Consider the following 13381-nt stretch of genomic DNA (forward strand, 5'->3'; position numbering starts at 1 on the left):
TGGATTGCTTCGCTATGCTCGCAATGACACGAAATTTACATTTTGGTAATTGTTATTCGTAGATTGCTTCGCTTTCTGCGAAAGCTCGCAATGACAAATCAGCCAAAATTTCCTCGCAATGACAATCAAGCGGCGCGCAGTCGCTGTCGTGGCGAAATTTTGCCCTATCCGAACCCCATATTTCAGCGAAATTTTCGAAATTTATGAGTAAAATTTAGCCCAAATTTGGCAAGGAAAATTTATGAGAAATCCATTTCACTCCCTCAAATACCGCAATTTCAGGCTTTATTGGATTGGTATGAATCTCTCATTAATCGGCTCGTGGATGCAAACAATCGCGCTTCCCTGGATTGCGCTCACGCTCACGCACGACCCCTTTAAGGTGGGGCTTGTTAGCCTCGCGCAGTTTTTGCCCTCGCTACTATTCACGCTATTTTCAGGCGTTTTGCTCGATCTCTTTGACAAGCTTCGCATACTTTTGTGCGCGCAAATCGGCATGATGATCATAGCGTGCATTTTCGCCTTTTTGGCGTGTTTTGAGGCGTTTAGCTTCGCAAACATTTTCACGCTTTCCCTCATAAACGGCGTATTTACGGCGTTTGACTCGCCCTCGCGCCAAGCCCTCGTGCGCTCGCTCATCGCTTCTAGCTCCGAGCTTCCAAACGCAGTCGCGCTAAATTCGATCTCTTTCAACCTAGCCCGTATCACAGGACCTGCGCTTGCTGGGCTGATAATGGCGCACTTTGGCGCGAAATGGTGCTTCGTGATAAATGCTATTAGCTTTTTAGCCGTCATTATCTCGCTATTTTTTGTCAAAATTTCCGAGCCCGCTAGCAAAGTGTCGCGCTCAAATTTAAGCCCCCTAGCACTCATCAAACAGGGCTTTTCGTATATGATTTCTAAAAAAATTTTAAGCGAAATTCTGTTTATTGTGCTGATTTTATCGACCTTCATACCTAATTACAATATCACAATTTCAGCTTTTGTGAAATTTGATTTGGCTCAGGGCGAGCGGTATTTTGGGTATTTGATGTCGCTTTTGGGGCTTGGGGCGCTGTGCGGGGCGCTAGGAGTTGCTAGTTTTGGGAATTTATCGCTGAAATCTATCCGCATTTGCGCCGTGCTTGTGTGCGTGATCTGTGCGCTGGCTGGGGCTGTGGCGAGCTTTGCTTACAATGCCACGCTAATCGCGCTGCTTGGATTTTTTTTCGTTTTGACAAACTCGTCGATGAACTCGACCGTGCAAATGCACACCAGCAACGAATTTCGCGGCAGAATAATGAGTATCTACACTCTATTTTTCTTGGGAAGCACGCCATTTGGCGCGCTTTTTGCGGGGTTTTTCACGGATAAATTTGGCGCGAAATTCGGCTTTTTTATCAGCGGATTTTGCGCGCTAATTTTGCTTTTGGCTCTGTTTTATCTGCGCAGAAATAAATAAAAACCTACTTAAACGCTATCTTTAAATTTGCGCTTAAAATTTGGGCAAATTCGTCGAAATTTGGCAGGTCGAGTTTGGCTTTTCGCATTTTTTTGCCCCACATACTCTCGGGGAAAAAGCTATCATTTTTAAACCTAGCTTGCAGGTGAATATGGACTTTGGGCACATAGTTTGCGAAGCTTGCGATATTGATTTTATCGGGGTTGTAGAAGTCTCGCATGCTCCTTTCGCACTCCAAAACAGCCGCCCAAAGGTGCGCGATCTGCTCGCTTGGCAAATCCGTAATCTCCTTCGCCTTAGTTTTGGTGAAAATTTTGATCCACGGAATTTCGCTCTCTTCGCGCTCGATAAAAATTATATCATCTTCGTATATCATATTTTCTCCTTATAAAAATATGGAATTTTAAACAAAATTTAATTAAAATCGCGTAAAAATTTAAAGGAAATCCGTGAAAATCGCCGTTGCAATCTATGATAATTTCTCACTTTTAAACCTAGCCCAAATTTTAAACACCCTAAGTGAAAGCGAGCACAAAGTGCGAATCTATGCGCTCAAAGAAGCCGTGCAAAGCGCGCAAAAAGCCTGCGTGAGGGCCGATGTCAGCGACGATAGCCTCTATGGAAACGACGCTGTAATCATCTGCGACGGAGAGTGCGAGGATTTGGTGTATAACTCGATCTTTACCGCGTGGCTTCGCTCCGGCGCAATGGCGCGCAAAATCATCGGCTTTGGGCGCTCTGCTCTGCTTTTAAATGCGGCAAAATTTGAGAATTTTACCCTTTTTGATAATTTTGATAAAGATGAATTTTTGCAAAATTTAGTATAAATTTTGATTTTCTCAAATTCCGCTACCGCAAGCTTAAAACACTGCGCCGAAATTTTGAGTTTGTGTAAAATTTCAAATTTTGCTTTTAAGTGTAGTAAGCCCGCAAAGCTGGCGCAGTAATCTACAAAGTGTTTTAAATCATAACAAATTAAAGTCTAAAAAATGCACTCAAAACCCCACTTAGTGTGTTTTGGGCTATATTTTTTCAAATCTTAAAAATTATGACTCATAGTCCAAATTTCTATTTTTCACTCATTAACTCAGGTATGTGTTTCAAAAAATCAGTAAAAGATACACATCTATTTTTTGGAATAGCGGCAGCAATCCAATTTTTGCCTCTTCCCTTTTCTATTCCGCCGTCTTTTTTCAATGGATTTTTAAAGCTGAATTCTTCTTCTAGAAAATAGTATGTATATAATTTATTTTCGTTTTCTTTATTTTTTATTGCTATGCCTTTTTTCCATTTTTCGATTAACTCTTTTTTATTAGGCAATTCTTTTTCATAAAAAAAGCTTTCAAATCTTTCAACGAAATTTCCTATTTCATTAGGCTTTGCCGTAATAATTCCTAATATTTTTGATAAAGATTTTATTCCGTCACCGTCTTTATTTTGCTTAGTAAAATATGGAGCGAAGTATAACGGAGCACCGTGAAGCTCACCAGTTCGATATACGGAACAATTATATCTTTGTATTTCTTTTTCATCGCCTAAATCTTGTATAAGTATTTCTTTGGTATTCATTGTTAAAATCCTTTCCGCAAATTGAACAAAATTTTTAACTAATTCGTTTGATGAAAATTTTGAATTATCAAATTCATCAACAATATCACGCCAAGATAGCGTAATCACCTCTATGTCATTTTCGCTTGAATAATTTGAATCGTGGATTTCGGTAAGTAAGCATAAAATCTTTTTTTCACACTTCTTATCGAATACCGAATTATATTGAGTTCTTTGTTTATCTACTTTCCCGCCTTTTATTTTACACTCAACGATTATATGTATTTTCTCGTTGTCAGTAATTTCTATATCTGTTATTCCTGCATCTCGATTTTTTTGAATTTCTATTTGATATTTTGAATAATCTGTTTTTCCAATACCTACAAGTTTCAAGAATTCAAAAAAGCAATCTTGATTTACACTTATTAAATATGCAAAAGCTTTTGATAAAGCATTTTCATTATCGCCTAATATATCAAAATAATTATACGGACTTGAATTAGAATTTGGGTATTTTAGTATCATTTTTGCCCTTTTCAAAAATATTTACATTATAATACCTCCCTCTTAATCAAAACTAAAATTTGCAATATTGATTTATAAACTATTTTAAAAGAAAATAAGTGTAATCGTAGCAAAAACTATACGCAAAAAACGCCAAAATTTTATTTTTTCGCTATCCCTACGATACGCGGGCGAATTACGATTTCGCTCAAATTTGACTTGGTTTTATACGCCTCATAGGCGAAATTTGCAATCTCGTCTGGGTCGATATAGGCGCGCTCATCACTGCTCGGCTCAAAGCGCAAATCCGCAAAAAAGGGCGTTTGCGTCATATCGGGGCTTATGCAGGTTACGCGCAAATCCTTGCGATACTCTTCAAACAAACATAGCAAAAACGCTCTTAGTCCCGCCTTGGACGCCGAATACAGCGCGCTAAATCGCGAGTGTCTGTGCGCCTCAATCGAAGCAATGCCGATGATATGGGCGTGCGAGCGTTTGAGCGAATTGATTAGCGCATTTAGGATTATCAAATTTGCGCTTAAATTCACGCTTATCACGCGCGAAATCTCATCTGCACTTACCGCCTCGAAAGGGTCGAAATTCCCCACGCCAGCGCATAAAATCACAGCATCGAAGCTCTCTTTGCTCAAATTTACTAGCTCTTTTTTAAGCGAGGCAGTATCCTCAAATCTCGAATTTAAGGTTATAATTTCAAAGCCATTTTGGCTAAATTTTCGCGCTATCGCACTGCCGATCCCGCCACCTGCGCCCGTAATCAACGCTTTTTTCATAGATTTTCCTTTATTTTGCGCATATACGCCTCTTTCATCGCGCGCTCGAATTCGTCGTTGCTGGCAAACTCGCGCCCAAAAACCTCGCCCCAGAGTGCCTCGTCCTCCATGCAAAGATAAAAAAACACTTCCTCGTGCCACGCGCGCAGGCTAGAATAGGCGAATTTAAACATTTCAAGCTTGATATTTTTGGGGTATGAAATTTTGCCGTTTGCCTGCGAAAATGGCATTTGCAAAATTTTGCTCTCTAAGCCTCTGGCGCGCAGTTTTTTGATAACTGGTTTTATAAATGTCAGCGTGCCAAAGGATACAAGTGCTACGCTACTAGGGTCAAATTCGCGCACCAATCGCGCAAAAATCGCGCTGTATTCATCACGCCAACCTTCGAAATAAATCATCGGGTGAAAGTGAAATCCCACCAAAATGCCCTTTTGCGCCAGTTTTTTGGCAGCATTTAAGCGCTCATCTAGGCTAGCGCTGAGATGTTCTTCATTTTCGATAATGATTTGCGGATTTAGCGAAAATGTCACGATGATGTTGCGCGAAATATCGTTTTGCAAAAAAAAGGAAATATTATTCGACTTGCTTTTAAGCTCCAAAATCACATTTTCATGCGCTCTGGCGAAGGAATTTAGCGCGCTTAAAATACCGAAATTATCGCCCCACATGAGCGAATCCGAGCTCTGACCTGTGCCGATATGATAAATTTTATCACTATCAAGGTGCAGTTTCGCTAGATTTGCGCCGAAATTTTCGTCAAATCCCACGACGCCGTTTTTGTAAAACGAGCCAATCGCGCAATACGAGCAGTCAAAACCGCACGAATTGACCGCATCGAGCGTGAGTAGATTGCAACAGCGCGTCCCCTCGCTAGCGACAGGACAGCGACCAAGGGCTAGCTTTTCGCCCGCAAAACGCGATATTTCGTAGCGTTTGGGCGTGTAGTGCGGAGTGAAATTTTCATACGCAGGCGGGCGCGATTTGATTAGCTCATACGCGGATTTTATGCGCGCGAAAACCTGCTTAGAAGCGTGGTTTGAGGCGGGTTTGGATTGTAAATTTGGCGCTGAATTTACGATAGGATTTTCGCTAAAATTTACGCTAGAATTTTCGGCGAAATTTGTGTTAGAATTTGCGTTAGAATTCCCGCTGAAATTCGAAGCAAAATTTTCGCCACGATTTTCGTCAAATTTCGCTATTTTTAAAATTTCCCCCACATTTTCGCCCCAAGCCTGCAAATCAGCGCAAATTTCGGCGATTTGCTTGCGCTCTTGAAAGCTAAAATGCCCCGATAGAAAAAATTCGCGCAAAAGCTCGCTATTTTCGGCGTTTAGTGCGAGTTTGAACTCGTTATTTATTTCACTCATAACTCTCCTATTTTTTCCGCATGCGCCCTAAGTAGCGCACAAGTGCTGGCTTTGTCGATTTTAGCGTCGATTAAATGGTCGCTTACGACCTTGTAGATTTTAAATTTCACGCCAAATTTAGCGCAAATTTCTTTGAATTTTGCGCTCTCCATATCGTATAAACTTATCGTGGGCGCCGAAATTTTCGTAGTTTGTGGGGTGTTAACGCAGATTAAGCTCGCCTCTTTTGGCGCACTGTTTTCGTCCCACAAAAACCCCTCGCCGACACTGATTTCATCGCTATTACAACCACAAATTCCAAAATTTATGGCTGTTTTGGGGCTAAATTTCGCCAAAATTTCGCCAAAAATTTGCGCGTTTTCGCCGTTTTTGCCAAAGCCCACACCGCAGATAAAAAGCAAAATTCCCTCGCCTAGCCACACATTGACGCTTTTTTCGCCAAAACTTGCGCCACTCTCGCCGAATTTAGCCCCTTTTTCGCCAAATTTAACGCTACTTTTTTTTAGTTTAAATCTCTCCACTAGACCCTGCGCCTCGGACTTCGTGGCGCACACGAATACTCTCATAAACTCTCCTAAACTTCGCATTTTAGCAAGCCAAGGCTAGAAAAAAGCTAAATTTGATGAAATTTTGCGTGCATTTTGTTTATTAAAACTACATAAAATTTAGCTATAATCTACGGATTAGATTTTTTAAAAGGGGCGATGATGAGCGAAACTCAATTTTCCAACTCCGTTACCTTGCGCGACAACCGCAATGGCGCGACATACGACTTCCCAATCCTTGATGGCACAATGGGTCCTAGCGTAATTGACATTTCGAATTTTTACAAAGACACTGGAATGTTTACCCTAGACAGGGGATATACCTCCACAGCCATGTGCAAAAGCTCGATTACATACATTAATGGCGAAAAGGGCGAGCTCATGCACCGCGGATACGATATCGCGTGGCTAGCGCAAAACAAACGCTACCTCGATGTCGTGTATCTACTACTAAATAAAAAACTGCCTAGCAAGGACGAATACAACGCGTTTTTATACGAGCTCAAAACCAGATCTTTTATCAACGAAAAAATCCTAAAACTTTTCGACGCATTTCCAGATCGCGCCCACCCTATGGCGGTTTTACAGGCATGTATCGCTACGCTTAGCGCGTATTACTCTAAGGATATGAGCTTTGACGATCCTAGCGAATACATGGAAATGGCAAAACGATTAGTAGCCAAAATGCCAACATTAGCAGCATTTTATTATCGCCACTCCAAAGGCTATCCTATTATTTACCCTGATTTGGCGCGCGGATTTACGGAAAATTTCTTGTATATGATGCGAAGTTTCCCGCACTCGCATGTCGATCTCAAACCAATCGAGGTCAAAGCCCTAGATAGCGTGCTTATGCTCCACGCTGACCACGAGCAAAACGCTTCAACGACGACTGTGCGCACGGTGGGTTCTACTCACGCTCACCCTTATGCGTGCATAAGCGCAGGTATCGGCGCGCTGTGGGGACACGCGCACGGCGGGGCGAACGAAAGCGTAATTCGCCAGCTAGAAATGATAGGCACACCAGAAAATGTCGATAAATACATCGCCAAAGCCAAGGACAAATCCGATCCGTTCCGCCTAATGGGCTTTGGACACCGCGTCTATAAAAACTACGATCCGCGCGCCAAGGTGCTAAAAGGTCTGCGAAATCAGCTAATCGAAGAGATCGGAATCGATACGAATTTAATCCGTGTGGCAAATAGATTAGAAGAAATCGTGCTAAATGACGAATATTTCGTATCTCGCAACCTCTATCCAAATGTCGATTTCAACTCAGGTCTAATCCTAAAAGCGCTCGGAATTCCGACAGAAATGTTTGCCGTAATCTTCGTAATGGGACGAAGTCCTGGCTGGATGGCGCAATGGATAGAGCTCAAAGAGCAAGAGAGTATCAAAATCGTCCGCCCTCGCCAACTCTACATTGGCCCAGAGCGCATAAACGAATAGCCCAAATTTAGGGCAAAATTTGGGTTAAATTTAAATGCAAAATTTAACCCAAAATTTTTGAAATAATTTAAAATTTATTAAAATTTTACGCTATAATCCTATGTTTTTATGAAAGGGGTAAAAATGAAAAGAAAATTGTTTTTAATATCTTGCGCGGTATTTTGTTTGGGCTCTTTGTCTTACGGGGCACCAGAGCTCACGGTAGAAACCATGCCAGACGCGGCAAATTTGGATTTAGGCGCATATATGACTCCTGCTAATGCAAGCGAAACAAACGCTAATGGCGAGGTCGCGGCCGAGGCAAACGCGACTGCCGCCCAGCCAAGTGCAGAGGCGAATGCTACTGAGGCAAATGCTACCGATGCGGCTGAAACCGCAGCTGATACGAACGCAACCGCAGCCACTCCTGCGCCTAGCATAAGCCCAGAAGTGGCAGAACAAGGCGCATTGCTGTATAAAACCTGCGTAGCTTGCCACGGCGCAAAAGGCGAAAAAACCTACACAAAAGTCCCACCTATCGTAAATTTATCTAGCGAAGAGAGATTAGAGAAGCTCCACGCCCTAAAAGACGGCACCGCAAACGACGGCAAAGGTTACTATGGTATGGGCGCAGTGATGAGAGGCCAACTTCGCATAAGCGACGATCAAATCGGCGTTTTAAACGCATATATCGAATCGTTTAAAAACTAATTTAACTCAAAAATTTTGCTAAATTTGGCTTTTGGCTAAATTTAGCAATCCTAAATTCCTTCAAATTTTAAAATTCGGAGTATTTATGCAAATACGAAGCGCGAAAACCGCAGATTTAGACGCTATCAAAGCCATAGAGGACATTTCATTTCCGCCAAATCAAAGGGTCAGCAAAGAGGCTTTTGGCGAGTTTTTGGTGAAATTCGTTGATGATATTTTCGTAGCCTGCGAAAATAATCAAATCATAGGCGAGATTGTGTCGCTATGCACAAATGAGCGAGATTTCGATGATGATATGTTTTTTGGCACTAAATTTTACGACAAAGACGGCGCGTGGCTAATGGGGCTAAGCCTTGGCGTGGTTCCAGAATTTAGGGGTCGTGAGATCGGCTCTGCGCTGATAGGCACCTTGCAAACACACGCCAAAGCAAACGCAAAAAGCGGAATCGTGCTAACCTGTGAAGAGCGTTTGGTGAAATTTTACGAAAAATTTGGCTTTGTAAATGAGGGAATTTGCAAATCAAAATTCGGCGATAAAAGCTGGTATCAAATGCGCTGGGAAATTTGAAAGGGCTAAATTTAAGCCAAATTTGAAAGAGAACATAAAATTTATCTAAATTTAACCCTGAATTCGCGCTAAATCGCGCGTTTTTTACTTTTTAATAATGCAATAATGCCAAAAAGTCCAAAAATAATGCCAATCACGCTAAGCAGACCTTGGTATTTCGCAAAGGCTAGCTCATCGTATTTGCTAACGCCGAAATTTTCATCAATATCCACGCTAAATTCGCTTCTGTGCTCGCCGTGGTCGCTCTGCGCGTTTATTTCGACGCGGTATTTCCCGGGAGCGGGTGGCAAAAAGGCTAGTTTGCCGTTTTCGTCCGTCTGCGCGATTTGCATAGCAAGCGCACTTTCACCATGATAAATGCGAACTTTGGCGTGTTTGGCTGGGATAGAAGTGGCAAAATTCGCATTGATTATCACAGCCTCGCCGCGCGTGATATTGTAGCTAATACCGTGCGCAAACGCCAGAATAGCGCAAAACAAAACGCTAATTAAAACTCTCATTTAAGCTCAAATGTGATTGAAGTTTGGATTAAGAGTTTGTTGGCGTTAGGGTCTGAATACTCGCTCCTAGCGCTTTTAGCAGCGATTACATTTAGCCCTTTTTCGACAGGGATTAGCGCGATACCAAACTCGTTTGTGCTAAATTCCCAGTCCTCATGCACGCCGACTTCAAATTTGGTTTTTGGCGATGGTTTGCCGTTTTTGAGCACCAAAACAGGGAGTTTGTCGCCATCTTTTAGCGCAAATGGATTAGTAAGAGCGATGATTTCGAAATCAAGTCCTATCGGGCTTAGCATTGCTTCGTTCCACGAAAAATAAGTTTTACCGATTTTAAGGCTTCTTGAATTTGCAAAAACTGCGCCTTTAACGCTCTTTAATCCGCCTTTGACGAAGCTTCCGCCCTCATCAGTTTCTATCCAATACCCAGCGTCGTAAATTCCGCTCATTACAGCCGGTTTGCTTGCTGTCAGCACGACAGGCGTGGCGTTTGCGTCGTCAAATTTATAATCAATTCCTGTTTTGATAGGTTTTAGATTTTCATCGTAGCCGTTAGCTGCGATTAACTGCTCGCTGGCATATTTTTCAAACTCGCCATGAGCCCAAAATTTGACCTCGTATTTGTTCGTGTCGATGTTTTGGATAACGATTTGGTGGGCATTTGCACACATGCAAAATGCAACGAATAAAAGTGCTTTTTTAAACATAAAATTCTCCTTGAATATTATTAAAAATGGATTAGTATTATAGCGACTAAATTTTAATATTAATTGAATTTTGGTGTTACGAATATAAATTTTTTCTTTCGTTGCAATATATACGAATTTTAAGCCCTTTTATGCTAGACTAGTAGGCTATTTCAAAGAAAAGGATATGTTATGTTTCACGAATACAGAGATTTAATCACTGAACTTAAAGGCAAAAATGCACGCTTTGATGCGTTGTTTGAAAAACACGATGAACTAGATCATCAAATCGCAGCCGCAGTCGAGGGCAGAGTGCATATGAGCGATTTAGAAGTGGATTCTCTAAAAAGAGAGAAACTTCGTGTAAAAGATGAAATCGGTATGTTTTTGGCTAAGATTAAAGCTGAAAAAGAGGGCAAATAAAAAGGTTGCGCACTCCGCGCAACCACAAATTTAATATCAAATTTATAAAATTACAAAAATAATTTATCTTCCAGGCTGTGTAAGCGTTGTAATCCGATATCGATGTATTCCATTAATTTTTCGTTGTTTTTGACCAAATCGTCGTAGTAAGCTTTGGCTTTTTCCTTCGCTACGAAGTCAGGTTCGACATATTTTATGCCTGATTTAAACAAACCCTTTGTCTCGACAAAATATGTGCCCCAAATCTTATCACAATGCTCAATGCTAGATTCTGTAAAGCTCACGATCGAATCATACGCGACATTTCCAAGTAACTCTTGCAATTTGTTAGCAGGATTTTTCAAAAACGAGTAAAAATCCTTAAACGGAGCAAATACCTGCTCTAAATTTTGCGCTGAGTCCTGATAAATCCCCTTTTTGACGCGAAACATCATCATTTCTTGCGAATTTACAAATCTCTCAACGGCTTTTATAGTATCCGCTTTATTCACTGGAAATTTCCTTTGGTTGAATTAATATAAATCGCTATTATAACACAAATTTATAAAATTTATGTTAAAATACCAGAACAAAAAGGAAAATATATACAAAAATAGGAGGTAAGTATGGAAAGACCTGTTCCCATAGATGAACAAATCGAGTTAGATTTCAGCAAAATCATCATCTCAAAGACGGATCCTCGCGGTATCATTACCTATGTCAATGATTATTTTTTGGAGGTTAGCGGATATAGCGAGGGCGAGCTCATCGGCAAACCACACTCTATCGTCAGACACCCAGATATGCCAAAAATCGCATTTAAGCTAATGTGGGATAGCATTTCTAAGGGCAGACCATTTACGGCTGCGGTGAAAAATCTAGCCAAAGACGGCAGGTATTACTGGGTCATCGCCAAGCTCGATCAAGTCATCGACCCGCATACCAAAAAGGTCGTCGGACACACGGCTATATCGGAGCATACGGCATTTCGCACGCCAGCACCAGCCGAGATAATCCAGCAAATCGAGCCGATTTACAAAAAACTAGTCGAGATCGAAAATAGCTCCGGCATAAAGGCTAGCTATGAGTATTTGGAGGGGTTTTTGCACGCCAACAATACGACTTATGACGAATTTATCGACGGAATCGTCACCAAAAAAGGATTTTTAGACAAACTCCAAGCCAAATTTGGCAAAATTTTTGGAAGATAAATTTGGGTAGAATTTAGCGTGCCGAATTTTATTTATAGAATTCGGCACTGTTTTTTGTAATATTAAATCTAAACAAAATAGGGTTTTGTTACCAGGAATAATTTACTATAAAACAAGCTTCTGGATATTCTGTAATCGTATGTAAGCGAGTTTTTATTTCGCGAAGTGGTTCGCCTGTGCATTTCATAGCATCGTAGGCTTCATCGGAAAATTGAAAATTTCCGTTTGGTGTATATAAGATTCCATCCGCTTTACGATAAACATCGCCGTGTAAATATTTTCCATCAAAACCATAATATATATAATTATGATGCGATGACCAAGCGTAATTTCTACCTAGTCTAGATGTAACTAAAATTGGTATTATAGGATAATTTCGCGATGCGTTTATAGTGACAGGAGCGAAGCGAATAGGCTTATTTTCTATCCATACCTTATACTTTTCTTCGAGTGGAGTAATGCGGTTTAAGTCGTTTTGCATGGCACTCATACGTTGATAATTGTAGTTATATTGAGCTTCTAAGGCATTTGCGTAAGCAGATGATTGTATGATTAAAAAATAAGCAGTAAAAATTACGCAAGCATTTATCGCTGCTTTCATTGGTTTTATGCCACGATCTATGCAACCTAGGAAAATAATAGAAACAATAACTCCCAAACCCATAAAGACTCTTGGGACAAAAGTAGGGTTTGATAAGACTAAATAAGCCCCTGTTTGCAACACAAAACTAACTACTATACAAATAATAGTTAAAAATAGGGCTAGAATTTTGTTTATTTTGCTTTTATAAACCATAAATATAATAAATGCTATGAGTAGATATCTAAGTGAAAATTTTAAAAATATTTCATTTACATTTTGGGAGCCGTTTAAAGCTAATGTCGGCACAGATAAGGTATATAAAATATTTATAGAAATGGAATCTAATAAACTATCAGATACTGCTGTGCCAGCGTAACCTGCTGTAACTGTTTTAAGAAGAGCGATTTTATAAAATAGTAGTGGCAAAATAAAACATACAAGTGCTACAAAGCAAAATTTAAAAATTTTATTCCATTTTTTACCTTCAAGAGCCATTTTTAGAGCCAAAAATATACTTATGATTATAAAAATACCATTTGCTGCTTGATATGTCATAGACATAATCAAAACAGAAAATAGCGAAATAATGGCAAAAAGTGGCAATCTTTTGACAAATAAAAATGGAAAAATCATCAACGCTAATGCTATTGCCATAAACGGTGAATCAAATTTAAAGCTCATATTTTCTAAATAAAATGGACTTAGTCCAACAGGCACAGTTGCCAAAACTGTCATAAAATTTAGTTTATTAGTAAAAATTTTACAAAGTGCTAATGAAGTTAAACTAACTATGCCTAATGCTACTAGTTGCGGAATCGGCGAAATGTCTGTGTTAAAAGTAAAATCCATGTGGATGATTTTGGTAAAAAATTCGCTTCCATAACGACTATACCCATAAACAGGATCTAAAAAGCCCGGAACGCCATCTATTGCTCTACGCAAATCATCTTTATAGCTAATATTTGCTCTAAAAAGTGCAAAATAACCAATCAGATAAACTCCATAAATGATAGTAAAATATTTTTTAAAATTTTTGTCAAAAAAATCTCTGCAAATCGCAAAAAAGCCTTGATTTCAAAATTTAAGTTATGTGCTTGTT

16 protein-coding genes are annotated in these 13381 nt (G+C 40.1%); 7 read left to right on the forward strand and 9 right to left on the reverse strand.

Annotation, left to right across the window (positions count from 1 at the left end; translation table 11 throughout):
* Positions 1 to 241: 241 nt before the first annotated feature.
* Positions 242 to 1441 (forward strand): MFS transporter, encoded by a 1200-nt coding sequence (locus tag OFO07_RS03275; protein ID WP_270870916.1) that lies wholly within the window; start codon positions 242 to 244, stop codon positions 1439 to 1441.
* A 4-nt stretch (positions 1442 to 1445) separates the two neighbouring features.
* Here OFO07_RS03275 and OFO07_RS03280 read toward each other — a convergent pair whose 3' ends face one another.
* Positions 1446 to 1817 carry an HIT family protein gene (locus OFO07_RS03280; protein WP_270862986.1) on the reverse strand — a complete coding sequence of 124 codons (372 nt, stop codon included), beginning with the start codon at positions 1815 to 1817 and terminating at the stop codon, positions 1446 to 1448.
* A gap of 73 nt (positions 1818 to 1890) precedes the next feature.
* Here OFO07_RS03280 and OFO07_RS03285 point away from each other — a divergent pair, with 73 nt between their 5' ends.
* Entirely contained in the window at positions 1891 to 2268 is a 378-nt protein-coding gene (locus tag OFO07_RS03285; protein WP_270870917.1) for a hypothetical protein, read from the forward strand.
* Positions 2269 to 2509: 241 nt separating this feature from the next.
* Here OFO07_RS03285 and OFO07_RS03290 read toward each other — a convergent pair whose 3' ends face one another.
* The 4 genes from OFO07_RS03290 to OFO07_RS03305 all read right to left on the reverse strand — a co-directional run bounded on the left by OFO07_RS03290 (position 2510) and on the right by OFO07_RS03305 (position 6238).
* Positions 2510 to 3514 (reverse strand): hypothetical protein, encoded by a 1005-nt coding sequence (locus OFO07_RS03290; RefSeq protein WP_270870918.1) that lies wholly within the window; start codon positions 3512 to 3514, stop codon positions 2510 to 2512.
* 140 nt (positions 3515 to 3654) lie between these two features.
* Positions 3655 to 4284 (reverse strand): SDR family oxidoreductase, encoded by a 630-nt coding sequence (locus OFO07_RS03295; RefSeq protein WP_270868960.1) that lies wholly within the window; start codon positions 4282 to 4284, stop codon positions 3655 to 3657.
* Positions 4281 to 5651 (reverse strand): SPL family radical SAM protein, encoded by a 1371-nt coding sequence (locus OFO07_RS03300; protein ID WP_270870919.1) that lies wholly within the window; start codon positions 5649 to 5651, stop codon positions 4281 to 4283. The genes OFO07_RS03295 and OFO07_RS03300 overlap by 4 nt, the downstream gene beginning before the upstream one ends.
* Positions 5648 to 6238: a hypothetical protein gene (locus tag OFO07_RS03305; protein ID WP_270870920.1), complete on the reverse strand. Its 591-nt coding sequence runs from the start codon at positions 6236 to 6238 to the stop codon at positions 5648 to 5650. Before OFO07_RS03305 ends, OFO07_RS03300 begins: the two co-directional genes overlap by 4 nt.
* A gap of 120 nt (positions 6239 to 6358) precedes the next feature.
* Between OFO07_RS03305 and OFO07_RS03310 the strand changes: the two genes are divergently transcribed.
* The 3 genes from OFO07_RS03310 to OFO07_RS03320 all read left to right on the forward strand — a co-directional run bounded on the left by OFO07_RS03310 (position 6359) and on the right by OFO07_RS03320 (position 8903).
* Positions 6359 to 7645 (forward strand): citrate synthase, encoded by a 1287-nt coding sequence (locus tag OFO07_RS03310; RefSeq protein WP_270870921.1) that lies wholly within the window; start codon positions 6359 to 6361, stop codon positions 7643 to 7645.
* A gap of 123 nt (positions 7646 to 7768) precedes the next feature.
* On the forward strand, positions 7769 to 8335 hold the full coding sequence (locus tag OFO07_RS03315) for a c-type cytochrome (RefSeq protein WP_270862281.1): 567 nt from the start codon (positions 7769 to 7771) through the stop codon (positions 8333 to 8335).
* An 85-nt stretch (positions 8336 to 8420) separates the two neighbouring features.
* Positions 8421 to 8903 (forward strand): GNAT family N-acetyltransferase, encoded by a 483-nt coding sequence (locus OFO07_RS03320; protein WP_270870922.1) that lies wholly within the window; start codon positions 8421 to 8423, stop codon positions 8901 to 8903.
* Positions 8904 to 8971: 68 nt separating this feature from the next.
* Here OFO07_RS03320 and OFO07_RS03325 read toward each other — a convergent pair whose 3' ends face one another.
* Together OFO07_RS03325 and OFO07_RS03330 are read right to left on the reverse strand one after the other, a co-directional pair.
* Positions 8972 to 9403: a hypothetical protein gene (locus OFO07_RS03325; protein WP_270870923.1), complete on the reverse strand. Its 432-nt coding sequence runs from the start codon at positions 9401 to 9403 to the stop codon at positions 8972 to 8974.
* On the reverse strand, positions 9400 to 10107 hold the full coding sequence (locus tag OFO07_RS03330; protein ID WP_270870924.1) for a DUF4198 domain-containing protein: 708 nt from the start codon (positions 10105 to 10107) through the stop codon (positions 9400 to 9402). The genes OFO07_RS03325 and OFO07_RS03330 overlap by 4 nt, the downstream gene beginning before the upstream one ends.
* Positions 10108 to 10278: 171 nt before the next feature.
* Between OFO07_RS03330 and OFO07_RS03335 the strand changes: the two genes are divergently transcribed.
* Entirely contained in the window at positions 10279 to 10509 is a 231-nt protein-coding gene (locus OFO07_RS03335; protein ID WP_270870925.1) for a YdcH family protein, read from the forward strand.
* Between the two features lie 50 nt (positions 10510 to 10559).
* Here the strand turns inward: OFO07_RS03335 and OFO07_RS03340 are convergent, their stop codons facing one another.
* Positions 10560 to 11000 (reverse strand): hypothetical protein, encoded by a 441-nt coding sequence (locus OFO07_RS03340; RefSeq protein ID WP_270858311.1) that lies wholly within the window; start codon positions 10998 to 11000, stop codon positions 10560 to 10562.
* 114 nt (positions 11001 to 11114) lie between these two features.
* Between OFO07_RS03340 and OFO07_RS03345 the strand changes: the two genes are divergently transcribed.
* A complete protein-coding gene (locus tag OFO07_RS03345; RefSeq protein WP_270862277.1) occupies positions 11115 to 11699 on the forward strand; it encodes a PAS domain-containing protein in 585 nt (194 codons plus the stop codon).
* 88 nt (positions 11700 to 11787) lie between these two features.
* On the opposite strand, the gene OFO07_RS03350 is transcribed toward OFO07_RS03345, so the two are convergent.
* Positions 11788 to 13338: a glucosyltransferase domain-containing protein gene (locus OFO07_RS03350; RefSeq protein ID WP_333720484.1), complete on the reverse strand. Its 1551-nt coding sequence runs from the start codon at positions 13336 to 13338 to the stop codon at positions 11788 to 11790.
* Between the last annotated feature and the right edge of the window lie 43 nt (positions 13339 to 13381).

It is taken from the genome of Campylobacter sp. JMF_06 NA1, assembly GCF_027737785.1.
Taxonomy (GTDB): Bacteria; Campylobacterota; Campylobacteria; order Campylobacterales; family Campylobacteraceae; genus Campylobacter_B.